23 protein-coding genes and 1 pseudogene are annotated in these 25,051 nt (G+C 61.8%); 11 read left to right on the top strand and 13 right to left on the bottom strand.

The window, feature by feature from the left end; genetic code table 11:
• The first annotated feature begins 2 nt into the window (after positions 1–2).
• A complete protein-coding gene (locus AC0NIE_RS20695; protein ID WP_473487082.1) occupies positions 3–737 on the top strand; it encodes a hypothetical protein in 735 nt (244 codons plus the stop codon).
• A gap of 101 nt (positions 738–838) precedes the next feature.
• Here AC0NIE_RS20695 and dksA read toward each other — a convergent pair whose 3' ends face one another.
• Positions 839–1,255, bottom strand: coding sequence for an RNA polymerase-binding protein DksA (gene dksA / locus AC0NIE_RS20690; protein WP_006202025.1), 417 nt, complete (start codon positions 1,253–1,255; stop codon positions 839–841).
• Positions 1,256–1,518: 263 nt separating this feature from the next.
• Between dksA and AC0NIE_RS20685 the strand changes: the two genes are divergently transcribed.
• From AC0NIE_RS20685 to AC0NIE_RS20670, 4 genes are all read left to right on the top strand, one after another.
• Positions 1,519–2,022 carry a SixA phosphatase family protein gene (locus AC0NIE_RS20685; protein ID WP_123145940.1) on the top strand — a complete coding sequence of 168 codons (504 nt, stop codon included), beginning with the start codon at positions 1,519–1,521 and terminating at the stop codon, positions 2,020–2,022.
• 319 nt (positions 2,023–2,341) lie between these two features.
• A complete protein-coding gene (locus AC0NIE_RS20680; RefSeq protein WP_473487083.1) occupies positions 2,342–3,856 on the top strand; it encodes a YcjX family GTP-binding protein in 1,515 nt (504 codons plus the stop codon).
• Positions 3,853–4,941 carry a YcjF family protein gene (locus tag AC0NIE_RS20675; RefSeq protein WP_473487084.1) on the top strand — a complete coding sequence of 363 codons (1,089 nt, stop codon included), beginning with the start codon at positions 3,853–3,855 and terminating at the stop codon, positions 4,939–4,941. The genes AC0NIE_RS20680 and AC0NIE_RS20675 overlap by 4 nt, the downstream gene beginning before the upstream one ends.
• A 187-nt stretch (positions 4,942–5,128) precedes the next feature.
• Entirely contained in the window at positions 5,129–5,683 is a 555-nt protein-coding gene (locus AC0NIE_RS20670) for a hypothetical protein (RefSeq protein ID WP_473487085.1), read from the top strand.
• Positions 5,684–5,777: 94 nt separating this feature from the next.
• Here AC0NIE_RS20670 and AC0NIE_RS20665 read toward each other — a convergent pair whose 3' ends face one another.
• Positions 5,778–5,936 carry a hypothetical protein gene (locus AC0NIE_RS20665; RefSeq protein ID WP_473487086.1) on the bottom strand — a complete coding sequence of 53 codons (159 nt, stop codon included), beginning with the start codon at positions 5,934–5,936 and terminating at the stop codon, positions 5,778–5,780.
• A gap of 13 nt (positions 5,937–5,949) precedes the next feature.
• Here AC0NIE_RS20665 and AC0NIE_RS20660 point away from each other — a divergent pair, with 13 nt between their 5' ends.
• The 3 genes from AC0NIE_RS20660 to AC0NIE_RS20650 all read left to right on the top strand — a co-directional run bounded on the left by AC0NIE_RS20660 (position 5,950) and on the right by AC0NIE_RS20650 (position 8,696).
• The gene (locus AC0NIE_RS20660; RefSeq protein WP_473487087.1) at positions 5,950–6,120 is read left to right on the top strand and encodes a hypothetical protein; all 171 of its coding nucleotides are present in this window, start codon (positions 5,950–5,952) and stop codon (positions 6,118–6,120) included.
• A gap of 174 nt (positions 6,121–6,294) precedes the next feature.
• Positions 6,295–8,151: a monovalent cation:proton antiporter-2 (CPA2) family protein gene (locus AC0NIE_RS20655; protein ID WP_473487088.1), complete on the top strand. Its 1,857-nt coding sequence runs from the start codon at positions 6,295–6,297 to the stop codon at positions 8,149–8,151.
• Positions 8,148–8,696, top strand: coding sequence for a DUF924 family protein (locus tag AC0NIE_RS20650; protein WP_473487089.1), 549 nt, complete (start codon positions 8,148–8,150; stop codon positions 8,694–8,696). Before AC0NIE_RS20655 ends, AC0NIE_RS20650 begins: the two co-directional genes overlap by 4 nt.
• Positions 8,697–8,799: 103 nt before the next feature.
• Here the strand turns inward: AC0NIE_RS20650 and folK are convergent, their stop codons facing one another.
• The 3 genes from folK to folP all read right to left on the bottom strand — a co-directional run bounded on the left by folK (position 8,800) and on the right by folP (position 10,608).
• The gene (folK, locus tag AC0NIE_RS20645) at positions 8,800–9,312 is read right to left on the bottom strand and encodes a 2-amino-4-hydroxy-6-hydroxymethyldihydropteridine diphosphokinase (protein WP_473487090.1); all 513 of its coding nucleotides are present in this window, start codon (positions 9,310–9,312) and stop codon (positions 8,800–8,802) included.
• On the bottom strand, positions 9,296–9,655 hold the full coding sequence (folB, locus tag AC0NIE_RS20640) for a dihydroneopterin aldolase (protein ID WP_123145775.1): 360 nt from the start codon (positions 9,653–9,655) through the stop codon (positions 9,296–9,298). Before folB ends, folK begins: the two co-directional genes overlap by 17 nt.
• 110 nt (positions 9,656–9,765) lie before the next feature.
• The gene (gene folP / locus AC0NIE_RS20635; RefSeq protein ID WP_473487091.1) at positions 9,766–10,608 is read right to left on the bottom strand and encodes a dihydropteroate synthase; all 843 of its coding nucleotides are present in this window, start codon (positions 10,606–10,608) and stop codon (positions 9,766–9,768) included.
• 84 nt (positions 10,609–10,692) lie between these two features.
• Between folP and AC0NIE_RS20630 the strand changes: the two genes are divergently transcribed.
• Positions 10,693–11,310 (top strand): DUF922 domain-containing Zn-dependent protease, encoded by a 618-nt coding sequence (locus AC0NIE_RS20630; protein ID WP_123145937.1) that lies wholly within the window; start codon positions 10,693–10,695, stop codon positions 11,308–11,310.
• A 46-nt stretch (positions 11,311–11,356) separates the two neighbouring features.
• Here AC0NIE_RS20630 and AC0NIE_RS20625 read toward each other — a convergent pair whose 3' ends face one another.
• The 3 genes from AC0NIE_RS20625 to AC0NIE_RS20615 all read right to left on the bottom strand — a co-directional run bounded on the left by AC0NIE_RS20625 (position 11,357) and on the right by AC0NIE_RS20615 (position 13,383).
• Complete coding sequence (locus tag AC0NIE_RS20625; protein ID WP_473487092.1) at positions 11,357–12,385, bottom strand: NAD(P)/FAD-dependent oxidoreductase; 1,029 nt, start codon at positions 12,383–12,385, stop codon at positions 11,357–11,359.
• Between the two features lie 207 nt (positions 12,386–12,592).
• The gene (locus AC0NIE_RS20620; RefSeq protein ID WP_006334837.1) at positions 12,593–12,913 is read right to left on the bottom strand and encodes a 2Fe-2S iron-sulfur cluster-binding protein; all 321 of its coding nucleotides are present in this window, start codon (positions 12,911–12,913) and stop codon (positions 12,593–12,595) included.
• Between the two features lie 101 nt (positions 12,914–13,014).
• A complete protein-coding gene (locus AC0NIE_RS20615; RefSeq protein ID WP_473487093.1) occupies positions 13,015–13,383 on the bottom strand; it encodes an Hpt domain-containing protein in 369 nt (122 codons plus the stop codon).
• A gap of 271 nt (positions 13,384–13,654) precedes the next feature.
• On the opposite strand from AC0NIE_RS20615, the gene AC0NIE_RS20610 reads away from it, so the two are divergent.
• The gene (locus AC0NIE_RS20610) at positions 13,655–20,212 is read left to right on the top strand and encodes a kinesin (RefSeq protein ID WP_473487094.1); all 6,558 of its coding nucleotides are present in this window, start codon (positions 13,655–13,657) and stop codon (positions 20,210–20,212) included.
• 76 nt (positions 20,213–20,288) lie between these two features.
• Here the strand turns inward: AC0NIE_RS20610 and AC0NIE_RS20605 are convergent, their stop codons facing one another.
• The 5 genes and pseudogenes from AC0NIE_RS20605 to AC0NIE_RS20585 form a co-directional block, all read right to left on the bottom strand.
• Complete coding sequence (locus AC0NIE_RS20605) at positions 20,289–20,732, bottom strand: SRPBCC family protein (protein ID WP_473487095.1); 444 nt, start codon at positions 20,730–20,732, stop codon at positions 20,289–20,291.
• A 172-nt stretch (positions 20,733–20,904) separates the two neighbouring features.
• Positions 20,905–21,699, bottom strand: coding sequence for a methyltransferase domain-containing protein (locus AC0NIE_RS20600; RefSeq protein WP_473530225.1), 795 nt, complete (start codon positions 21,697–21,699; stop codon positions 20,905–20,907).
• A 330-nt stretch (positions 21,700–22,029) separates the two neighbouring features.
• A complete protein-coding gene (locus AC0NIE_RS20595) occupies positions 22,030–22,590 on the bottom strand; it encodes a pyridoxamine 5'-phosphate oxidase family protein (protein WP_473489999.1) in 561 nt (186 codons plus the stop codon).
• 46 nt (positions 22,591–22,636) lie between these two features.
• Positions 22,637–22,819: a BBE domain-containing protein gene (locus AC0NIE_RS20590; RefSeq protein WP_473490001.1), complete on the bottom strand. Its 183-nt coding sequence runs from the start codon at positions 22,817–22,819 to the stop codon at positions 22,637–22,639.
• A 711-nt stretch (positions 22,820–23,530) separates the two neighbouring features.
• Positions 23,531–23,809 (bottom strand): annotated as a pseudogene (locus AC0NIE_RS20585) (FAD-binding oxidoreductase); the annotation flags it as partial.
• 32 nt (positions 23,810–23,841) lie between these two features.
• On the opposite strand from AC0NIE_RS20585, the gene AC0NIE_RS20580 reads away from it, so the two are divergent.
• Positions 23,842–24,231 (top strand): cupin domain-containing protein, encoded by a 390-nt coding sequence (locus AC0NIE_RS20580; RefSeq protein ID WP_473489998.1) that lies wholly within the window; start codon positions 23,842–23,844, stop codon positions 24,229–24,231.
• Positions 24,232–25,051: the final 820 nt, after the last annotated feature.

Raw genomic sequence — 25,051 nt, 5'->3', positions numbered from 1 at the left:
TAATGCAAGGGCTGGATAGCGTTTTGGGTCCTTATGCCGCGGAAATCCTGTGGACGCTGGTCGCGCTTGTCCTTCTGGCCATTATTCTCCTCATCATCAAGCTGGTCCGCAATCTGACCTTTGGAACATTCGTTGCCGGTGGCAGGAACCGCAAGACGCGCCTGGCCGTCATGGACGCCACCGCTGTCGACAGTCACCGCCGGTTGGTGCTGGTGCGCCGCGACGACATCGAGCACCTGCTGTTGATCGGAGGCCCAACCGATGTCGTCGTCGAACGCGACATCCGGCTGTCGGCGCTGCGCCGTCCTGCACTGACCGGAGATAGCGGCGGCCATCAGCCGGCACCGCGGCCGCGCGCGCCTCAACCGGCTCCTGCGCCAATGACGCAAGCACCGCCTCCGCAGCCGGTAAGCGCGGCCCCGGCGCCTGTCCGGCCCCATCAGACGGCGCCAGCGCCGAAGCCAGCAGCGCAAAGTCATCAATCGGCGACCGTCACGCCGCTGCCCGCCTACGGATCGGCGAACGCCACTGCCTTTCGACAGGCGCCATCGCCGGCAAGACAGGATTCCCCGCCAAAGCAGGATTCTATTGACGATACGCTGATGAGGGAGCTCGAGGTCTCGTTTGATGACCCGCACCCCACCAAGCCGGAGAGCAAGCCGGCGGCAAAGGCACCGTCGTCTCTCGATGACGAGATGACGAAGCTTCTCGGCGAGCTTTCCAGCCAGAAAAGATAACCGGCCAGAAACCGGGGCAGCGAACAGCTAACAAAAAATGTCCGGAGACCGGCCATGACAAAATTCGCTATCGGCTGCTTTTTAGGCGCTCCGCCTGTGCTTCAGTCGTCGCGGTAGACCTTCTCGCGGCGCTCGTGGCGCTCCTGCGCCTCGATCGACAAGGTCGCGATCGGACGCGCATCGAGCCGCTTCAGCGCGATGGGCTCGCCGGTTTCCTCACAATAGCCGTAAGTGCCTTCATCAATGCGCTGAAGCGCGGAATCAATTTTTGAAATGAGTTTTCGCTGGCGATCGCGGGCGCGAAGTTCGATGGCGCGGTCAGTTTCCGAAGAGGCGCGATCAGCGAGATCGGGATGGTTGGCGTTTTCCTGCTGCAGGATTTCGAGAGTTTCGCGCGCTTCGCGCAGTATGTCGTTCTTCCAGGTGACGAGCTTCAGGCGAAAGTAGGATTTCTGCCGTTCGTTCATGAACGGCTCGTCTTCGGAGGGTACGTAATCGGCAGTAACGATGTCGTTCATTCGACTCACCCAAACAGCCCCAATTTTGGCGCCTATATATTCGCGGACCGAATGCTGCACAAGCGTAATCGACGACAGTTTCACGCAATTGTTAATGTCGGGCAAAACGGTATTGGCCGCATCATTCGCATGAAGGGCACGACCGAATTCGCGTATGATTTGTTGGGTTTGAAAGGTGCCGGCCATTGTGCATAAGGCCGTTCTCATGGCTAATCCTGCAGCGCCTTTTGACGAGTTTCGGTGTTTGGCACAAGCGAGGGCCGGTGAGCAAGCTCTACCTGTTGAGGCATGCCAAGGCCGGATGGGCCCTGCCCGGCATGCGCGATTTCGACCGTCCGCTCGACGCATCCGGCCTCGCCGACGCCGAAACCATGGGTGCGGCCATGCGGGCCCGCAGCTACATTCCGGACCTCACCCTTTGCTCCAACGCAAAGCGAGCGCGCCAGACGCTGGAAGGCCTGGCCGGCCACACCGATACAGGCCGGGTCCTGTTCTTGGACACGCTCTATAGCGAGGACGCCGCCAGTTATCTCTCGATCATCCGCGGCAATGGCGGGCCAGGCTCGCTGCTCGTCATCGGCCACAACCCGATGACGGAAGATCTTACTATCGCGCTTTCGGGCGATGGCGACGAGGCTGCGAGGGGAATTCTGAACCACGGCTTCCCGGCCTCCGGCCTTGCGGTCGTCCGTTTTCCAGGCAGTCTTGCCAATGCCGCGCAAGGCACCGGCTATCTCGAAGCCTTCGTGACGCCGGCCGATCTCTGACGCCATTTCAACCTAGCGTGGTGGATTTGAAGTTCCTGCCACTTCAATGGCATCAGCTTTCAGGAACTTCAAATCCAAAAGCATACTACAGCGCCGCGCGTCCTCCTGGACGCGCAAAGGACGCTGTAGAACTCAATTTTGCGCATGATCTTTTCCGAACCTATGGTTCGGGTTCATGCGCGAATTCAATGATTTGCTGGTGTGACTTAGAATCCGAAATTCGCTCACTGCGCTGCTCCAAGGTACTGCGAATTTCGGATTCGCCACACTAGGCGGCAGCGTCTATATCGGGTCGTACCGAAGCCCCGAGAGACGCATTTTGGCATCATCGCTGACCACTTTCACCGACGAGGCGAAGATTGCCCTGGATACGCTGTCGGGGCGCGCTACCGGGCTTTTTTCGCCATCGCTGCGGCTGGGTGTCACTGGCCTTTCCCGCGCAGGCAAGACAGTGTTCATCTCAGCCTTTGTCCACAATCTGATCCATGGCGGGCGCTTGCCACTGTTCGCGGCGCAGAAATCGGGACGCATCGCCCGTGCCTTCCTCGAAGAGCAACCGGATGACGCCGTACCGCGATTCCAGTACGAGGATCACGTAGCGGCCCTGGTCAACGACCGCCTGTGGCCGGATTCGACACGTGCCATTTCCGAGCTGAGGCTCACCATCGAATATGAATCGGCCTCCGGCTGGAGCCGCATGTTTTCATCGGGCAGATTGTCGCTCGATATCGTCGACTATCCCGGCGAATGGCTGCTCGACCTGCCGCTGCTCGGCAAATCCTACGCTGATTTCTCACGCGAAGCCTTCGAGATGGCCGTGCTGCCGGTGCGCGTCGACCTTTCACAGGAATGGCGCGCGCTCTCGGCAACGGTCGATCCGAATGCGGACGCCGACGAGATGACGGCGCGCCGCCTCGCCGACAGCTTCGCCGCTTATCTCAAGGCATGCAAGCTCGACGAGCGGGCGCTTTCAACCCTGCCACCCGGCCGTTTCCTGATGCCCGGCGATCTTGAGGGCTCGCCGGCACTGACCTTCGCGCCCTTGCCGGGCCTGAGTGAGCGGCGGGCGCGTTCCGGGTCGCTTCAGGCGATGATGGAGCGGCGCTACGAGGCCTACAAGACATATGTCGTAAAGCCGTTCTTCCGGGAGCACATCACGCGCCTCGACCGTCAGATCGTGGTGATAGACGCCCTGCAGGCCTTGAACGCGGGCCCCGGCGCCATGGCCGATCTCGAACGTGCTGTGACCGAAATCCTCGCATGTTTCCGCCCCGGCCGCGGCAATTTCCTGACCGACTTTTTTTCAAGGCGCATCGACCGCATATTGGTAGCGGCGACGAAGGCGGACCATCTGCACCACGAAAGCCACGACCGGCTGCAGGCGATCGTGCGGCGGCTCGCCGACCGTGCCGTGGCGCGGGCGAATTTCACCGGCGCCGATGTCGACGTAGTTGCCCTGGCGGCGGTGCGCGCGACCCGGGAAGGCACGGTCAAGCAAGGCCGTGAGACGTTGCCGGTCATCATTGGCACACCGTTGAAAGGTGAAAAGATCAACGGCGAAACATTTGATGGAAGAACCGAAACAGCCATATTTCCCGGTGACTTACCAGAGAAAATTGACACGGTGTTCGAAGTCTCTGGGCCAGACAATCGGCAGAGCCCAGACCATCGGCAAAGTCCAGACCGTCGACAAAGTAATGATGACCCGGCAATCCGCTTCGTGCGCTTTCGCCCGCCAAAGCTCGAAAGCACGGCTGAAGGCGTCACGCTGTCGCTGCCGCATATCAGGCTCGACCGCGCCCTGCAGTTCCTGATCGGAGATCGTCTGGCATGACCGCGCCCCGCAAGCCGGCGGCTTTTCGCATCGAGCCGGAAGCCGCGCCAAAAGAACGGGCAGCCTTGCGGCAGCCCGACGCTCCATCGGCCAGAAGGCCACGCGCCGCGAAGGCCGATCTTGCCGTCGTCACTCCGGCGGAAATCGACGTTTTCGACGAGCCAGATATTATCGCCGCCGAACCGCCGCCGGCGACCGCGCCGCGTAAGCGTTCGATATCAGGTGGCTTGTTGTTCGGCGCATTGGGCGTTCTGGTTTCGCTGGCCCTCGGCCTTTGGACCGATCAGCTGATTCGCGATCTGTTCGCACGTGCCGAATGGCTGGGCTGGCTTGCCGCCGGGATGGCCGTGATCGCGGTGCTGGCGCTTCTGGTCATCCTCGTCCGCGAATTCCTGGCGATCGCCCGCCTCGCCGAGGTCGAAAAGCTACAGAAGCGGGCACTCGACGCCATTGCCCGCGACGATCCGAAGGCCGCTCGCGCCGTGGTCGACGAACTCTCGGCCTTTGTCGCGGCCAAACCCGAAACCGCGGCCGGCAGACGTGCGTTGGCAGACTTGCGCGACGAGATCATCGACGGTGGCAATCTGGTGCGCCTGGCCGAGACCGAAATCCTCGGCCCCCTCGATGCGCGCGCCAAGGTGATGATCCTCGAAGCGGCAAAGCGTGTGTCGCTGGTGACGGCGGTCAGCCCTCGCGCTCTGGTCGACGTCGCCTATGTCGTGTTCGAAGCGGGCCGGCTGATTCGCCGGCTGTCGGAACTTTATGGCGGCCGGCCGGGCACGCTGGGGTTCTTCCGGCTGGCGCGCAGCGTTCTCGCTCATCTGGCGGTGACCGGCTCGATTGCCGTCGGCGACAGTTTCGTTCAGCAGATCGTCGGCCATGGCCTCGCTGCTCGGCTCTCGGCCAAGCTTGGCGAAGGTGTCGTCAACGGCATGATGACAGCGCGCATCGGCATTGCTGCCATGGAGACCGCAAGGCCCCTGCCCTTCAGCGCCACGAGACGCCCCGGCATGGGTGATTTCCTGTCCGCGCTGACATCGTTTGCAACGAAAAAGCACAAGGAAACATCGGCTTCCGACAATTGACAACTATCTCCAGCGCCGCACGTCTAGTGGGCGCGAAAAGGACGCTGAAGCACTTTGATTCGCGCATGATCCCAGCGCAAATCGCTTCCGATTTTCGGAGCCATGCGCTAGCGGTGACGAAGCATTAACCAATCTTGTTCATGGTCGGACGGGTTCCAAACAGTCTCTTTGTTGCCGGGTGTCGTCGATGAAAAGCGTGATCTTGTCTAGCGTCCTGCCAATGGCGGTCGCGGTTTCAACAACTGCCGGCATGGCCGAAAAGACCTTTGCAGCAGAACGGGACAAGAAGTTCTTTCAATCGGTGGAAGGCGAATGGGTCGGCCCGGGGGAAATCGTCGCCGGCAAATACAAGGGCACGAAATTCACCTGCAATTTCACCGGTTCGACACCAGACGGCAAGATCGGCATGTCGCTCGACGGCGGCTGCCGGGTCGGCATGTTCACCCAGCAGATGTCGGCGACGATCCAGCACAAAGGCCGCGAGGGCTACAAGGGCAGCTTCATGGGCGGTGCTGCCGGTTCCGGCCTCGACATTATCGGCGGCAACGTGGTCAGCGCCAACAAGGTCGTCTTCACCATCAACCGCAACCAGTTGCGCGGCGTCATGCAGGCTCTTGTCCCCAACGACAATTCGATGACGGTGACGGTTGCGGTGCGCGTCGACCAGCAATTAGTGCCGGTCATTGGCATGAACCTGAAGCGCGTCGATACAGTCGAAGTCGGCTCCATAGCGCCGAACTGAGCGACCTTTTGCACGTCCGATAGGCGGCGCTCTACTCTAGTTGCAAAAAAGCGGCAGCCACCGCCACCGCTTTCTCCAAAACTCCGATCGATGCTCAGCCCTTGATGGCGGTGATCAACTCGTCATAGGCCTTGCAGGCCTCGTCCGCCGTCGTCGTGCCCTGATACTTGGTTATGACCGCCTGGACCTTGGCGGTGAGGTCGGCTGCCTTGGCCGGATCCTTGGTAACGGCCTCCTGAAGGGCTGCAGTCATGTCCTGAGCTTTCTTGGACAGCATTTCGGTCGTGCAGTCCGGCGCCTTCGAGCAGGCCGATCCGGCGAGTGCCGCGATGCCAACGGCAACAAGCAAAAAAATCTACATGTCAGTCGTCTCCCTCAAAAAAGGCGGCCGACTTGATCGTCGTCCGCCCTTCACGGCCAAAGCCGCGCGTCCTTAGCGCCCGATTGCTGCAACATTCAACGCAGCGGGTGCATAAAGCTGTGGAGCGCGCCTGCAACGCTGCTGCACCAGTTTCCGGATTCGGACTGTTCGATTTCAGCCGAAGCCCCTATCTTGGCCGCTCGATGCCGCAGCACGTGCGGCGGCCCCTAGAGAGAACGGGACGGCAGGCATGGCGGCAGAAGCAGCGGGCAGCGATCTAATCCACGTGGTGGCGCTGCTCGCCGCAGGTGTTGTCGCCGTACCGATCTTCAAGCGCGTGGGGCTTGGCTCCATTCTCGGCTATCTGGCTGCCGGCGTGGTCATCGGCCCGTTCGGCATCGGCATCTTTTCCGAATCGGAAGCGATTCTTCACGTCGCCGAGCTCGGCGTCGTCATGTTCCTGTTCATCATCGGGCTGGAGATGCAACCGTCGCGGCTGTGGGGACTCAGGCGAGAGATCTTTGGCCTTGGGGCATTGCAGGTCGGCGTGTGCGCGCTGTTGCTGACCGGCGTCGGACTGGCGGGAGGTTTTCCGGTCTCGCAATCCTTCGTCGCCGGCGCCGGCTTCGTGCTGACCTCGACGGCGATCGTCATGCAGCTTCTGGAGGAGCGCGGTGAGATCGCCGCGCCCAAAGGCCAGCGCATTGTCTCCATCCTGCTGCTCGAGGACCTGGCGATCGTGCCGCTGCTGGCCCTGATCGCCTTCCTAGCGCCGGGCGGCGCCGATATGAGCTTGACGCAGCGGCTGATGGAGGTGGGCATCGGCCTTGCCGCCATCGTCGGGCTGGTGCTGGCCGGGCGCTATCTGCTCAATCCGTTCTTTCGCATCCTGGCGGACGCCCGCGCCCGCGAAGTGATGACCGCAGCCGCCCTTCTGGTGGTTCTGGGGTCGGCGCTTGCCATGCAGCTCAGCGGCCTGTCGATGGCGATGGGCGCTTTCCTGGCCGGCGTGCTGTTGTCGGAATCCACCTTCCGCCATCAGCTCGAGGCCGATGTCGAACCGTTCCGCGGTGTGCTGCTCGGGCTGTTCTTCCTCGCTGTCGGCATGTCGCTCGACCTGCATGTGGTCATCGAGAACTGGCGGATTGTCGTCATCTACGTCGTCGCCTACATGGTGATAAAGGCGATCGGCATCTATCTCGTCGCCCGCATCCTCAAGACCGGTCACCGGGAAGCGCTCGAGCGTGCCGTCTTCATGGCGCAAGGCGGCGAATTCGCCTTCGTTCTCTATTCCGCAGCCGCGGCGGTCGGCATCATCGACAGCCAGGCTAACGCGACCCTGACGGCGATCGTCATCATCTCCATGGTGCTGACACCGCTGGCCATTCTGGCATTGCGGTATCTGACGCCGCGCGACGAGCAGTCGCTCGAAGGCGTCGACATCGCCGATGGCCTTACCGGCAGCGTGCTGATCATCGGCTTCGGCCGCTTCGGCCAGATCGCCAGCCAGCCGCTGCTGTTGCGCGGGATCGATGTGTCGATCATCGACAATGAGGTCGAGATGATCCAGGCGGCGGCCGATTTCGGTTTCAAGGTCTATTATGGCGACGGCACGCGGCTGGACATTCTGCGTGCCGCAGGCGCTGGCCGCGCGCGCGCCGTGTTGATCTGCGTCGACAAACCCGATGTCGCGGTCCGCATCGCAAAGCTCATCAAGGCGGAGTTTCCCCTGCTGACCGTGCTGGCACGCGCTTTCGACCGCGGAACCGCACTCCAGTTGATACGTGCCGACGTCGATTTCCAGATTCGCGAAACCTTCGAATCAGCGCTTGTCTTCGGCGGCTCCACGCTGGAAGCGCTGGGCGTCGACCCGGAGGAAGTCGCCGACGTGATCGAGGACGTCCGCCACCGCGATGCCGCCCGCTTCGAGCTGCAGCTCGCCGAAGGCGTTCGCGCCGGAGCGCGCTTCCTCAAGGGCAATATCGGCACGCCGATTCCGACACCGCTCAGCCAGCCACGCCACGCCGGTCAGGCGCTCAATGAAGAAACCGCCGGCGTTCTGCATAAATCCGAGCCTGCGGATTTAACACCTGGAGCAAACAGATGATCGAACTGGACGAGCGCGCGCTCTCCGTCACCAAATTCTGGCGTGACGCTGGGGAAGACGCACGGTTCGAGAAGAATGACGCCTTCGACGCGGAGTTCCGCAATCGGTTTCTCGACCTGCACTACGCTGCCGCGCGGCGTGAATGCGACGACTGGTCGGAGCATGCCGAAGGCTCACTGGCGCTGATGATCCTGCTCGACCAGTTCCCGCGAAACTGCTTTCGCGGCACCGGCCATATGTATGCGACCGACCCGCTGGCAAGGCATTTTGCCGAGAAGGCGATCGCCGCCGGCCAGGATCTGGCGCTCGACGAAGAGCTGCGCGTCTTCCTCTATCTGCCTTATGAGCATTCGGAGCATCTCGCCGACCAGCTCAAATCAGTGGACCTCACTACCGCCAAAGCCCAATCTTATCTGAAATATGCGGTCGAGCACCTGGAGATCATTCAGCGCTTCGGCCGCTTTCCGCATCGAAACAGGATGCTTGGCCGCGAGACGACGCCGGAGGAACAGGTGTTCCTCGACGGCGGCGGATTTTCCGGCTGAGCTCAGTGCATCGGAGCGAAAGGTGCGAAGCGGCTTTCGGTTAAATCCAATGCGTAAACAAAGAGATAGAGCAGCGCAGCGGTTCCATTTGAAAACACGCCGTTTAGGTCAGCCACCAATCCCGGCCGGACGGCAATTGCTCGATGCCGGCGCTGTCGAGAGCGGCAAGCCGCTCCGCCACGCTTCTGCCGTCGACGGTGAGGTCAGGCGCGATCTCGGCCAGCGGCGCCAGAACGAAAGCGCGCTCCAGCATGCGCGGATGTGGCACTTCCAGCCCGGTTTCGTGGATAATCCGATCGCCGAACACCAGAATGTCGATGTCGATCAGGCGTGGACCCCAGCGCTCCTCGCGCACCCGCTTCAGCCTGCGCTCTACATCGAGGCAGAGATCGAGCAAAGCATGTGGTGCGAGCACAGTCGAAATTTCGGCAGCCGCATTGAGAAAATCCGGCTGGTCGAGCTTGCCCCAGGGCGGCGTGCGGTAAAGCGAGGAGACGACAACGACGCGCGCGTTCTCGTCGGCGTCCAGCATGCGCAGCGCCGCGCCCATCGACCTTGCCGGGTCGCCGAGATTGCCGCCAAGGCTGAGGTAGACAGTATTATTCGGGCCAGACAACGGTCACCTCGACATGATCGAGCACACCGGGCACCGGAGCGTTCGGCTTGCGCACGGTAATCTCGGCCTTTTTGATCTGGGGAAACCGGGCCGTCAGCGCCCGGGCCACCTCCAGCGCCAGCGCTTCTATCAGAAAACGCCTCTCCCCGGTTATGATCTTTTCGATCACCCCGAAGGCGACACCATAGTGGACGGTATCCTCGATGGAATCGTCGACCAGCGCGCGGCCGGGTTCGACGGTGAGCGCGGCGTCGACATAGAAGCGCTGGCCGAGCGTCTCCTCCTCATCCAGCACGCCGTGCCGGGCGAAGAAAGCGCAGTTCTTCATGCGTATGACATACATCGCTCAGCGTCCCGCTCGATTAGAGCGAGGTGCGTCCAGTTGGACGCACAAACTACGCTCTAACGCTTAAATCGACGCATCCTGCCGGAAATCGATTTTGATTTTCGAGCCTATGCGGTGGTTTCACGCGCCAGCATAGCATCGGCAAGCGCCAGCGCATCCACATTGATTGCGACATCGTGGACGCGAAAAAGCTGCGCGCCCTTGAGCCTCAGTATGACGCTCGTCGCCGCCGTTCCGGCACCCCTGGCCGAGGCGTCGCGGCCGGTGACGGCGCCGATGAAGCGCTTTCGCGACGTACCCGCCATCAGTGGAAAGCCCAAGGCATCGAGTTCGGAAAACCGTGCCATCAGGTCGAGATTTTCCTCCGCTGTTTCCTTGGCGAAGCCAAAGCCCGGATCGAGCACGATTTGGTCGTCGGCAACGCCGCTTCGCCGGGCGATTTCCAGTGACTTGCTGAGGAAGGAAAACTGATCCTCGATCACGTCGGGCAGTTTTTGCCTGTCACGTCCGGTGTGCATGATGACCAGCCCGGCGCCGGTCTCGGCAGCGACCCGCGCGACGCCCGGTTCGCGCTGCAGGCCCCAGACATCGTTGACGATATGGGCGCCGGCAGCGACGGCAAGCCGGGCAGTGTCCTCGCGATAGGTGTCGACCGAAATCAGCGCCTTGCCAAGCCTGGCGAGCGCCTCGATGACAGGCAGCACGCGGGCCTGCTCTTCCTCGACGGCTACCGGAGATGCGCCGGGACGTGTCGATTCTCCACCGACGTCAATGACGGAGGCGCCCTCTTCCACCATCCGGCGGGCCTGGGCCATCGCCTGTTCGGGCGCAACGAACAGTCCCCCGTCGGAAAAACTGTCCGGCGTGACATTGAGGATACCGACGATCACCGCCTTGCCGCCAAGGTCGAGATGACGCCCATGCGCCAGTTGCCATCGCCGTGTCGTCATTGTCCATCAATCATGTGTGATCCGCCAAAGATCAATTCCGTTGCGCCGGCAGCGGCCGTAGCGCATGGTAGGCAAAGAGGCAACATGATGAAACGATCACTGCTTTGCGCCCTGATGCTCGCTTTTTCTGCCTTGCCGGCGGGCACGGCGAGTTTGGTAAAGACATATAGCTACTTCAGCATCGGCGGCAGAACGCTCGATGATATCGGATCCCAGCTTACGAAACTTGGACCTCAGGTGAAAAGCACCGGGATGCGGCATCCAGGCGCCACGCAGATGGCGTTCACCACCCGCGTCAGCTATGCGGAAAAATCGAATTCCTGCGCGATTGCTGACGCCGACGTCACTCTCAAGGTCAAGGTGATCCTTCCCGAGTGGCGCCGCTCGCGCAAGGCTGATGCGGGCGTAAGGCTGTTTTGGGATACATTGTCCGCCGACATCAAGCGCCATGAGGACCGCCATGTCGAGATCGCCAAGAACCATGCCCGCGACCTCGAGGATGCGCTGAAGGCGACCTATCCGCAGAAGACTTGCCAGGAGGCCAAGGCCAAGGCCGCGGAAGTCGCCGCCGCTATTCTTGCCAAGCACGACCAGGCCCAGATGCAATTCGATCGCGTCGAGACAATCAATTTCGAAAGCCGTATCCTGCGGCTGCTGCGCTATCGCATGGAGCGCATCGAGAACGGCCGGCTGCCGGGTTAGCTCAGGCCAGATGATAAGATCGATTCTCGTGGAGTAAGAGTGGGCGTCAGCCGGCGACGCCGAGCTTCTTCTGTAAGCTGGTCGACGACGTCGTATACTGGAATACGATGCGCTCGCCGGGGCTGACGATGCGCTTGGCTGCCTGGGCCATCAGGGCGACCTCATGGAAGCCCGACAGGATCAGCTTCAGCTTGCCGGGGTACCAGTTGATGTCGCCGACGGCGAAGATGCCCGGTACCGACGTCTGGAATTTCTCGGTGTCGACCGGGATCATGTTCTCATGAAGATTGAGCCCCCACTCGGCGATCGGTCCGAGCTTCATGGTCAGGCCGAAGAACGGCAGCATCCGCGTGCACGGCACCTCGATATCGCCGCTGGGGCCTTTGATGGTCGCGGAGGAAAGCTGGCCGTCGGCGCCGGACAATCCCGTCACCTGCCCGACCTGGAAATCCAGTTCCTTCATCTCCTGCATGGCGTACATCTTGTTGACGCTGTCGGGCGCCGCGCGAAACTCCGGCCGGCGGTGGACCAGCGTCACGCTCTTGGCCACAGGCTGCAGGTTCAGCGTCCAGTCGAGCGCCGAATCGCCGCCACCGACGATGATGAGGTCGTGGCCGCGAAATTCCTCCATCCGGCGAACCGAGTAGAAGACGCTCTTGCCCTCATAAAGCTCGATGCCCGGGATCGGCGGCCGCTTCGGCTGGAACGAGCCGCCGCCGGCGGCGATAACCACAACTTTGGCTTCAAACACCTCGTTCTCGTCGGTGATCACGCGAAAGCTGCCGTCCTCGAGCTTTTCGAGGCTTGAGACCATGCGGTTGAAGGTGAAGTCGGGCTTGAACGGCGCGATCTGCTCAAGCAGTCTGTCGACTAGGCCCTGCGCCGAAATCGATTGCCAGCCGGGAATGTCGTAGATCGGCTTTTCCGGATAGAGTTCGGCGCATTGCCCGCCGGGCCGATCGAGTATGTCGATCAGATGGCATTTCATGTCGAAGAGGCCGAGTTCGAACACGGCGAACAGGCCGACAGGCCCCGTCCCGACAATCAATACGTCCGTCTTGGTGATATCGGTCATGAATGCGCCTTCGATGCGCACGACCGCAAAAATCGAAATCGATTTTTGCTGGGGATCATGCGCCAAATCACGGTGCTACAGCGTCCTTTGCGCGTCCGAGAGAACGCGCGGCGCTGTAGAGAACGGCGCGACACTGCATGACCATTGGCCCGCTGCCAAGCCGGAGCCGGAAAAATCGGCTATATCTAGCGCTTCAGCCTTCACGCTTCAGCCTTGGCGGGCGGGCACGCGCACAACCAGCCCGTCGAGAGCGTCGCGCACCTTGATCTGACAGGAAAGCCGTGAGTTCGGCTGGACGTCGTAGGCGAAGTCCAGCATGTCCTCCTCCATCGCTTCCGGCTCGCCGACTTCCGCCGTCCATGCCTCGTCGACATAGACGTGGCAGGTCGCGCAGGCGCAGGCGCCACCACATTCGGCCTCGATCCCCGGCACAGCGTTGCGGATCGCGTTCTCCATGACGGTCGAGCCGTTTTCGGCATCCACGTCAAAATGTGTGCCGTCATGGGCGATGAAGGTCAGCTTGGTCATTTGTCACCTGAAGGGAGTCCCAGCCGAGATAATCACTCCGGCAGACAAGTCAACTGCCGCGCGAAAGCGGCGCTCTATGCCGTTTTTTTTCGGAAATCGGTTTAACGGCTGATGGCGGCGACGAAATCGCGGACTTCTTCGATCAGGGCGCCAAGCCGCTTGAGGGTATTGATATCTTCAGGTTGAAGTTCGATCGCGCTGGCGCAATCGGCAATAGCGAAGGCGCCGACGCCGCGCGCCGAACCTTTCAGCCCGTGCGCCAGAAGCAGTCTTTGCCTCACATCGGCGTCGACGATCCTGTCGCGAACCGACAGCGCCTGCTGTACGAACAGCGCCAGCACCTCCTGCTCGAGGCTGCGGTCGCCCATCGTCTGGCGCGCCAGGTGCGCCAGGTCCACCGGCCGCGACCCGGCCGTTCCCGACACGTCGCCGCCGGGCATCGAGAAGGCAATGCCGTTTTCGCCACGCATGAATCTGCAACTCCGTTCTTCCAGCCGCAAAAAATAGGCCCATCCTGTGGACGACGGGTTAATGATTGGCCCGGAAAAATGTTGCGATAACGGCGCCGGAATCACAGTTCTGTTAACCTTATATTTAAAGTTTTACGTATCGCGCCGAATGCATGTTTTCTTTACCCCGGTGTGTCATTACGATACGACAGGTCCATTTTCAGCCTCTTGCGTGGGACACGACAAGCAGAATCAATAAGTCCCGCGGCAGCTTGTACAGGGTAGCGAAGGCATGGCGAAGAAAACATCGACGACAAGAACGCTCGACAACGACGTAGCCAGGGAACTCGAAAAAGCACTTGATATCGATCTGAGCGGCGATGCCGGCGGCGACCTCGACATCGCAGCGTCGATGGAAGATCTGGAAGCGCAGATATCGCAGGCTGCCGACGAGTTGGCCCGCGAAGGCCGTAACCAGAATGCCGAACCTGTCGCCGACCAGAGCCAGAATGCCGAGCCTATCGCCGACCAGGGACAGAATGCCGAGCCCGCCAACTGGAGCCTACAGACGGAGCCTGCCAACCAGGACCAGAAAGCAAAGCCCGCGGCAATGGCCAAGCCGGCTGAACTGCGCTCTTTGGAAACGCGCAATGGCCAGCCGGCCGGTTTCACGCCAGCCAATGACCCGCGTCAAAAAGACTACAAAACGCTGCTGCACACCCTCAATCGGCGTGCCTCGAACACGATCTACTGGATCGTGGCGCTCGTTTCGCTTGCCTGGATCGCGGGCGCCGGTGCATTGGCCAACCTGCTGTTTGGACCAGGCATCTGGCAAATCCGCACGCCCGGCCAGTTCTTCGCCCGTCCCGAACTGATCGGCCTGGCGATCGCTGCGATCCTGCCCGTCCTCCTGTTCTGGGCGTTTGCAGCCATGATCCGCCGCGCGCAGGAAATGCGCATCGCGGCTCAGTCGATGACGGAAGTGGCCTTCCGCCTGACCGAGCCGGAAAATATTGCCCAGGATCGCGTCATGATGATCGGGCAAGCCGTCCGCCGCGAGGTGGCGGCCATGGGTGAAGGCATCGAGCGCACGCTTGCGCGTGCCGTCGAGCTCGAAACCCTGGTCCACAGCGAGGTGAACCAGATCGAACGCTCCTACTCGGAGAATGAATCGCGCATCCGCTCGCTTGTCGACGGGCTGGGCAGCGAGCGCGAAGCGGTGGTCACTCACGCCGAACGCGTGCGCGCCTCGATCACCGGCGCGCATGAGACGCTGAAGGACGAAATCGGGGCTGCCAGCGACATCATTCGCGACAGCATTCTCAACGCCTCGACCAACCTGTCGATGACCATCACCAATTCCGGCGACACGCTGATCGACAGGATCAACCAAAGCTCGTTGTCGATCTTCGATTCGGTGGAAGGCCGGCTCGAGTCGATCACGGACCGGCTGTCGACCTCCGGCGAAGCCTTCGCCAGTCTTCTCGATACACGCATCGCCAAGCTGACGGACACGACCGACGGCCTCACCCGGTCGCTGACCGATCTGCTCGACGATCGGACCTCCGGCATGGTATCGCTGCTCGGCGGCGCCGCGCGCACGCTCAACTCCGAATTTGAAGCCAGCCTTGACGGCATCGAGCGGACGCTGGCCGAACGCGGCCAAGCGCTGATCAGTGAATTCCAGACCCGCGCCGAAGCGCTCGACACCGGCACCCAGAAGCTCAACGCCGCACTCGAGGCCCGCGCACGCCAGATCAACGAGACGCTGGTCGAGCGCGCGCGCGAAATCGCCCATACCTTCCAGGAGAGCAAGGAGACGCTGTCGGCGATGATCGATCAGGGCAAGACCCAGATCGGCGCCGACATGGCCGATATTGTCTCGTCGACTTCGTCCATGCTCGAAGCACGCGCAGGCGATTTCGCCGGGCGCATGGAAGCGGCCCGTCATGTGGTGTCGCGCTCCTTCGACGCCGACATCCAGCGGCTTGCCGATGCCCGCGTCGGCATCGAAGAAGCCGTCGAGAACCACAGCCGCAAGCTTTCCGAAAGCCGCGAACGCATGGCGGCGGCAATGCAGGCCGATCTTGCGAAATTCGCCGAAAGCCGCGCCGGCATCGACGCGGCCGTCACCGACCAGGTGCAGAAGCTTGCCGAAGGCCGCAACCTGATCTCGCGCGCCCTCGAAGAGGATCTGCGCAAGGTCAACGAGTCAAGCGCCGCCATCGATGCTTCGCTCGGCAGCCATCTCGAAAGGCTCGAAGAGGGCCGCAACAGGCTTTCACAAGCATTGAACGAAGACTCCGGAAAACTTGTACAAGCCCGTACGATCATTGACGAAATGGTTGCCGGCCATGTTGGCAAGCTCGCCGAAGGCCGCAGCATTCTTTCACGCGCCCTCGAGGCCGATCTCGGCAAGCTGGCCGACAGTCGCGCCAGCATCGACGGACTGGTCGCCGGTCAGGTCGAGAAGATCGCCGAAGGTCGCGCCATACTCGCCAAGGCGTTGGAAACCGACATTGTCGGCATCAAGGATCTTATCGAGGGCCATTCCGCCAAACTGGCGGAAGACCGCAGCCTGCTTTCGCGCTCGCTTGAAGGCGACCTGTCCGACATCCGAGGCTTGATCGAGAACCATTCGGGCAGGCTCGCCGACGATCGCAGCCTGCTTTCGCAGACGCTCGAGGCAGACCTCGCCAAATTGGCGGAAAGCCGATCGAGCATCGACGGGCTGGTCGCCGGTCAGGTCGAGAAACTGGCCGAAGGCCGCGATATCCTCAAGCGCGCGCTGGAATCCGATCTCAACACGATCAAGGACGTCATATCAGGCCAGTCCGAAAAGCTGGCGGAAGATCGTGGTCAGCTCTCCAAGGCGTTGGAAACCGACCTGCAGAGCCTGAATGGCCTTATCTCCGATCACATGAACAGGCTCGCCGAGGATCGTTCAATCCTGTCGAAGGCGCTCGAAGACGACCTCGCCAAACTGGCCGAAAGCCGGTCGAGCATCGATGGTCTGGTTACCGGCCAGGTCGAGAAGCTGGCAGAGGGCCGCGACATCCTCAAGCGCGCGCTGGAATCCGATCTCAATACGATCAATGACGTCATAGCAGGCCAGTCCGAAAAGCTGGCGGAAGACCGCTCGACCCTGTCCAAGGCGCTTGAGGACGACCTCGCCAAGCTGGCGGAAAGCCGGTCGAGCATCGATGGTCTGGTTACCGGCCAGGTCGAGAAGCTGGCCGAAGGCCGCGACATCCTCAGACGTGCGCTGGAAGCAGACCTCAATACCATCAAGAGTGTCGTCGCCGACCAGTCCCAGCAGCTGACTGACAATCGCGCACAGTTTGCGCAGGCGCTGGAAGCCGATCTCGGCAGCGTCAACGGTCTTGTAAACACCCATGCCGAGAAGCTCATCCAGGACCGCTCGATCCTGTCCAAGGCGCTTGAAGACGACCTCGCCAAGCTGGCGGAAAGCCGGTCGAGCATCGACGGGCTGGTTGCCGGCCAGGTCGAGAAGCTGGCCGAAGGCCGCGACATCCTCAGACGTGCGCTGGAAGCAGACCTCCACACCATCAAGAGTGTCGTCGCCGACCAGTCCCAGCAGCTGACCGACAATCGCGCACAGTTTGCGCAGGCGCTGGAAGCCGATCTCGGCAGCGTCAACGGTCTTGTAAACAGCCATGCCGAGAAGCTCATCCAGGACCGCTCGATCCTGTCCAAGGCGCTTGAAGACGACCTCGCCAAACTGGCGGAAAGCCGGTCGAGCATCGACGGGCTGGTTGCCGGCCAAGTCGAGAAACTGGCCGAGGGCCGCGACATCCTCAGACGTGCGCTGGAAGCAGACCTGCAGAAAATTGCGACGAGCCGCAGCGAGGTGGACGACATCATCGCCGGGCATGTCGGCAAACTGGGCGAAGGCCGCGACGCGCTGACCCGTGCGCTGGAGGACGATCTCTCCAAGCTCGCCGATACGCGCAAGGAAGTCGACCGTTCCCTGTCCGGCCATATCGACCAGATCGCCGCCAGAAGCACCGATATCTCGGACGCCATTGCCGCAGACGTCGAAAAGATCGAGCAGGCGTTCAGCCGCCAGACCGGCATCATTGAGGAGCGCGCCGCAACCATGGAGCGCGCGCTGTCGACCGGTGTCGACAACGTCCGCAGCGTGCTCGAAAAGAGCGCCGTCTTCGTTGCGGGAGCGCTGCGTGAAAAGGTCATGGAAGTCACCAGCGCGCTGCATGAGCAGGCAGGCGCGGCGTTCAGCGACGCCGATCGCAAGATCGCCGAACGTGCCGAGCAGACCTCGGCCGCCTTGCTCGCCAGGGCGGAGGATATCGCCCGCACCTTCGAGGAGGCGGACCGCCGCCTCGCCGCACGTGCCGAAGACACGTCGAGCACGCTCATTGCCCGCGCCGAGGATACATCCAGCGCAATCATGGCCCGTGTCGACGACACATCGAACTCCTTGCTGACGCGCGCCCAGGAAACAGCCGACCAGCTGGCCGCTCGCGCCAGCGAGATCGCCGGTACATTCGATGCGGCGGACCAGAAGCTGGTTGCCCGCGCGGTCGAAACGGCGCAGTCGCTGGCGGCACGCGCCGGCGACATCCTGCGCAATTTCGAAGGCGCCGACGAACGGCTCGGCGTGCGCATCGGCGAATCGGCCGAAGCGCTAGCAGCGCGGGCATCGGACCTTGGCCGCATTTTCGATGCCGCCGACCAGCAGCTGATCTCGCGCATCGCCGAAGGTTCGGAGGCGCTGGCGGCCCGAGCATCCGAGATCGGCCGTATCTTCGACGAGGCGGATCACCGTCTGGTTTCCCGCATCACCGACAGCACGTCGACGATCGGAGAACATGCCGACAGCATCGTCGGGGCGTTTGCCAGCACCGAGCAGCGGGTTGCCGAACGTGCGAGGCAGACCGGTCAGGAACTGGCCGTCCACGCCCGTGAAATCGAGCAGGCGCTCGCCGGCGCCGACGAGCGCCTGGCATCCAGCGCGGCGGCTGCGGCGGCTCGCGTCGAGGAGCAGGTTGCCGGCGTCGAAAACCGTCTCGTCTACACCACCGAAACGATAGGCCAGAAGCTCAACGAGCAGGTTTCGACCGCTGAGGCGCAACTTATTTCGCGTGCCAACTCGATCGCCGAAACCTTCACTGCGGTCGGCCAGCATATCGGCCAGAGCACCAACGACGCGGCGAAGACCATCGGCACTAACACCCGCGAGCTCAACACCATGCTTGCGGCACGTTCGGCCGAGATCTCGAAAATCCTCGACGAAACGGCACGGCCGCTGGTCGAGCGCTTCGCCCTGGGCGGCTCGGAACTGCAAAAGAGCATGGAAGAGGTGACCGAACGCGCCACCGAGAAGCTGCGCAGTGAAAACGCCACCCTCGTCAATGCGCTCGCCAGCCGCACGGCCGAAACATTGTCGGCCGTCGAAGGCGCGCGCTCGACGCTCGCCGACAGTGTCGCCGATCTCATCGGCCGCATGAGCACCTCGAGCTCGCAGCTCGGTCAGTTGATCGAGCAGGCGGCGGCCAATCTCGGCCAAGTCGACGAACGCCTGACCGGCAGCACGCAAAGCTTTGCGGCGACGACGGAAAAAGCCGCGCAGACCTTCGCCAGTTCGGCACGCCTGGTCGATTCGAACACGACACGGCTTACCGAGCTGTCATCCGCGACCTTGCGCGAGGTTGCCTCGATCGCCACCAAGTTCGACGAGCACAGCCGATTGCTGTCCAGTGCTTCGGATCTGTTGAGCTCGGCCCAGAGCAACCTCGAACACACGCTGGAAAGGCAATCGTCGCTGGAGGACCTCGCCGTCGGCCTGGTCAAGAAGTCGGAGGATCTCGAAAAGGTCATGCGCTCGTTCGAGGATCTGGTCGGCCAGACGTTGCAGAACGCCGAAGGCAAGACGCTGGAGTCGGCGGACAAGATCCGTACCGCCATCTCCGACGTCGTCGATTCGGCAACGAAGCGCTTCGCCGACGCGACCGAGGAGATGCGGCGCACCGCCGGCTCGATCAAGAGCGAGCTCGACCTCACCCGCGCCGAGCTCAAGAAGGGCGTCATCGAGATGCCGGAAGAGGCAAAGGAATCGACCACGGCCATCCGCCGCGCCGTTTCCGAGCAGATCAACGCGCTGAAGGAACTTTCGGATATCGTTGCGAAATCGGGCCGCAACACCGACTCCTCGGAGCCGCGCAACCTGCGTCCTGCGCCGCAAGCGCCTGCCGCGCGCGCCGCTGAGCCGCAGGGCCGTCCTCCAGGCCCGCAACCGGAGCCTCTTGGCCCGCAGGCGCCATCGGGTGACACCGCACTGCGCGGCACGCTCGACCTGGAACGCCCGGCTGAGACGGCGCCGCGCCAGCGCGACCCCAATGGCCGTACGCCGCAGGGCGGCTGGGTGCGCGATCTCTTGACCGGGGCATCGCGCGAAGAGGGCGCCAAGCCCGCGGCACCTTCGGAAGCGCCACGCTCGGCCCCTGCCCAGCGCTCGCCGCTTCATGTCGTGGAGTCGCTCAACTCGCTTTCCGTCGACATCGCCCGCGCCATCGATCACGACGCCTCGATCGAGCTGTGGGACCGCTACCGGCGCGGCGAGCGCGACGTGTTCACGCGGCGTCTCTACACATTGAAGGGTCAGCAGACTTTCGACGAGATCCGTCGCAAATATCAGATGGAGGCGGAGTTCCGCGCCGCCGTCGACCGTTACTGCGACGATTTCGAAAAACTGCTCAAGGACGTGTCGCGCAACGACCGCGACAACATGATGGCGCAGACCTACCTGACGTCGGACACCGGCAAGGTCTATACGATGCTTGCACACGCCAGCGGCCGCCTGCATTGATCAGGCGATAGGGACCGAAAAGGCGGGAAAATTTCCCGCCTTTTTCATGCCGTCCCGCGTCCTCGGGGATGATGCTCTATTGATTGATCTCCGGTTCGACGAGCCTTGCCAGGTTTCGCAGCGACTCCTGCCAACCGAGATAACAAGCCTCAGCTGGAATGGCGTCCGGAACACCTGCCTGCGTGATATCCAGTTCCGTGCCGACTGATACTTTCTTCAATATCACCGTCACCTGCATCTCACCGGACAAGTTAGGATCGTCGAACTTGTCCGTATAGCGCAGGCGTTCGCCCGGAACGAGCTCGACATATTCGCCGCCAAACGAATGGCTTTTGTCCGTTGTGAAGTTGCGGAACGACATTTTGAATGTGCCGCCGACTTTGGGTTCCAGATGATAAACCGTGCAGGTAAAGCCGTTGGGCGGTAGCCATTTCGCGAGCGCGTCCGCCTCAACGAATGCGCGATAGACTTTTTCTGGGCTGGTTGCCAGAACGCGGTGCAGGCGTACGGTACTGGGCATATCATTTATCCTTGTGATGTCGTTCCATGCCCAAGGACGAACCGGTCTTGACCAATCCGACACAAGTTCTGAGGTTTTTGGAACCGGGGCCGCAGACCTTCATGTAGGGCTCTCTGCGACCGCTTTCGACCCTTCTCTGCCCTTCCACCGAGTTCAGCTTGAACTGTCCCAGTCACGCAGCCGCAACTTTGTCGGCAACAAAGAGGTAACGATTGAGGCTGAAGAAGAACTTCCCCTGCTTGCCAAGCTCGGCGAATTCAGCAAGCCAGGCGTTTGCTTCCTCCTGGGACACGCCTCTGCGTCCGACCGCAAACGACGCCATGATACCCAGCGCACGCTTGCCGTAGGTGTTATCGTGGTATTCGGGATTGAACATCGGGATCACGTTGCGCTGTCGGATCGTGAAACCGGCGTCGCGGAGGTGCCCTGACAAGATGCGGGGTAGCCCGGCGTGTACGAAATGTTCTTCCCAGGCCGATAACACCCGCCCCATGCGCGCCTCGTCCTCCGTGTGAATCACCAACGACCTGTAATCCGTGTCCAGAACGACCACGCGACCGCCCGGACACGTTACCCGATAAAGCTCCGCAAGGGCTGCCGGAATATCCGCAACATATTCGTAGACCTGAGTCGATACTGCGGCATCGAAACTACCATCCGGATACGGTAGGTTGGTTGCATTTGCCCGCTGGTATTCGGTCCAAGGCAGGTCGGCGCAGCGCTTTCTCGACATGGCTAGCATGTCTTCGCTGATATCAATGCCGCACACACGGCCCTCACGCCCGACTGAAGCTGCCATGTCATAGGCCAGGAGTCCGGGGCCGGAACCGATATCGAGAACCCGTTCACCCTCCCTCAGCTGCAGAGCCTTTAACACTTGGCACCGCTGTGCGGCCACGTCCGGAGTTAGATAGAGCGCCTCGACCTTTCGGCTGGTCTCTTCGTCAAATTGCAGCCCACCGCTCATTTGGTTTGACCTCCCTAAATAGCGCCAGCGCGACAGGCATAGCCACCACTTTAGATTATCATATCCTCATCATATCCGCCTCCCCTCAGCCGGCTCGCGGCGATGTGGTCATGATGCTCGATCTCAGGAACTTCGGCTATTGGCGCGAACAAGCCTGCCAGCGGCGGGCGAATTGGAACCCATTCGAAGAACCAGCGTCGCAATCGGGTGGAAGTTTGCCGTATGGCGCGGCTGCGAACGGCCGCTTCGCGCCACGAGGCGGACATCAATCGGGGGAGACCGCGACGAGTCAACTCCGGCGCCCCATCGTTCTTGCCGCAGGATTCGCAGTCACTGCGGTCGGTCGAAGACCTCAAGAGCGACCAGGCCATCGATGCTCCGCACATTGTGCTCGTGCTTGAACTTGACGATCTCCCGCTCGCCTTTCTTCTCGGCCCACCTCAGAAGCGTGTCCCGCGGTTTCACGAATTTGTAGAGGGGCACACCGAAGCCACAGGAATCCTGGATGCGCGTAAGACCGACGCGAATGACGGAGCGCACGCCGAGCTTGCGGCCGAAGCGCTTGTTGATCGCCGCGAAGTCTGGATTGTCGGGTTCCAACACCTCGCCCCGGCCGTAGAGGCGCAAAATGAACGGCGGCCCTTCGAAGGCGCAGAACATAATGGTGATCCGCCGGTTTTGCTTGACGTGAGCGATGGTCTCGGCGCCGCTTCCCGAGAAGTCCAAATAAGCGACGGTATGGGGATCAAGGATGGCGAAGGTATCCTGGCCCTTGGGCGACACGTTGACGTGGCCACCTTCCTCCAAGGGAGCAGTGGCAACGAAAAAGACATGCTGCCGTTCGATGAAGGCCTCGAGCCGATCGGTTATGTGTCCATAAAGCTTGCCCATCGCTGCCTCCGTCATCTGGCGCAACCATTCGCCAGAGTTCGGCCGATCATGGCCGCTCGGGCACAGGCGGAATGTTTTGGTTGAGACGGAACAGGTTGGTCGGGTCATATTTCCTCTTCAGCGCCATGAGCCGGAGATACTTGTCGGGACCGTAGGCGGCCCGCACCCGCTCCTGCCCCTCTGCGCCGAGGAAATTTACGTAGACGCCACCCGTCGATAGTGGATGCATTGCTTCCCAGAAGGTTCGGGCCCATGCGACATGACCTTCGGTGGTTTGCGGATCGGACCACACCGCATTGATATTCAAGGCGTGTTCGGCGTTGCGATCCTCGAAAGCTGTCGCTGAGCCATCAATTCGACGGATAGCGCCACCCAGGTGGAACAGGATGGTGTAGGACATCGGCGACGGCGCCTGCCAGGCGTGCCCAATCAGCGCGTCGAGCTTCGCGTCGTCGAGCGGCCCGAGATAATCGGCTTTCCAGTAGTAGTGCAGACCATGGGGCACGCTCGCATCGAACATGCCCTGGTGGCTGGTGTACGGGGTCGCCCTGATCAAGTCGATGAGGGGCTCGCCGAAACGCCGCAGCGGCGCGAGAACGCGCTCTCCGTCATCGAGCGAGCCCGCGTAACAGACGGCGATGACGACGACAGGGCGACCGTGGAGATCCGAGGGCAGGTACGGCGCCGGCGGCGCCTTTCGGAGATTGACGATCGTCGTCAAATCGTCCGGCGCAGTGGCGATGTAGTCGCGATAGATACGGAGCACTTCGGGCGCCCGTTCAGCGGCATGCAGCACCACGCCTGCGAGCACTTGTGGCCCGACTGGATGGAGACGATACTCGAAGCCGGTGACGATGCCGAAGTTGCCGCCTCCGCCTCTCAGCCCCCAAAGAAGATCGGTATTCTCGCGCCCGCTCGCGCGGCAGGATCCGCCGTCGGCGGTCACAACGTCGGCTGCAGCGAGGTTGTCACAGGTCAGTCCGTGCCTGCGCATCAGCCAGCCGATGCCGCCACCCAGTGTGAGTCCAGCGATCCCCGTATGCGTGACGATGCCGCCGGTGGTGGCAAGGCCGAACGCCTGCGTTGCGCTGTCGAAGTCGCCCCAGAGTAGTCCCGGCTCGGCACGCGCGCTTCGGCGCTCGGGGTCGACTTCAATGCGCTTCATGCCGGAAAAGTCTATGACGAGCCCGTCATCACAGACCGCACTGCCCGCAACATTGTGCCCACCGCCGCCAGCTTGGGCAAGTTAAGATGGCCTTCAAGCCCGTCGAGGCTTTGGGGGACTATAGCGTGTGGGAATCGACGAGTCCGCCCGGCTCTGGTGCCGGCCTCCATCGCCATGATTATGACGAGTGGCATATGATCATCGAAGGTCGATACGAATGCCAGGTCGGCGACGAGGTTCGCGTTCTTGGCTCAGGGGAGATGATGTTTGCCCCTGCTGGAACACCGCACGCCATCAAGAATGTCGGCCCGGGCGAAGGGCGGCAAATAGGGATCAGTTCGCCTGCTGGGGCATTTGAAGCGTTTATCGCAGATGTGGTCAATTCGCAGGTCGATAGTGGCAATCCGTCAAGGCAGGGGGCGGCGACTTTCAGGGACATTGCCGCCAAGCATGGAGTCGAGTTCATCAATGCCTAAAGGACCAAAGGCAAGAAGCGTCCCGCCGAACGATCCACGCGCCGTGCTACTCTGCCAACGGAGGGGATCATGCAGATTATTGATCCTAACCTTCAGCCGAGGCAGCCGCGCTCTGCATAGTCGCACCGGGAGGTGGCACACGTACTCACAGCCATTCCGTCGAGGAAGTCTGGCCGTTCTGGAAGGCCAAGCCGAGCTGTGGTTGGATGATGAACGAGAACAGTTTCAACGGGACAATCCGTCATCGTGCCAGCCGGCACGCCAATCTTCGAGGCCTCTTTCGAGGGGCAACCGGAAGTGATGACATTGGGCTACCGCAAAAGCATAACACCCGCCATCTTGATGACTGGATGGGTCGATGCAAGCCGTAGCGCGAACAGCAGCTATGGAGAAGCGCCGGGAAGGTCGGCAGTTGGCGCGACCGAGCCGGCCAAAGGATTCGGCTCTGCCGTACAGCCACGGAGCGTTCTACGTCGCGGTTGGGTGGAAGGCCGTCGTTCGCCTCGCTCATCGGGACAAGCAGGTTGTGCCATGAACGGACGTTCTTGGTTCACAAGTTCATTTCGCGGATGCCACAGTGAAACGTGCCGCTCCGTGTGACTAGATCGCCGCTGCATCGGTCCGGCATTCGGTAGCAAACGCCACCAGACTTGAGCCGCCTTCCAGCGTCTGGACGCCCTTACTCGCGATGAGCCAATCACGGGGAGCGTTTCGGCGATTGCTGGAGCGACCTTCGTGTTGGCAGCTTTGTTGCGGCGGCCGCGAGATGGGCTTTCACGCAGCACAATTCCGAAAGTCGTCGCGACATGCTGCCAGGAAC

The sequence above is a fragment of the Mesorhizobium sp. WSM4842 genome (assembly GCF_055901575.1).
This window is presented reverse-complemented; position numbering and strand designations above follow the sequence as displayed.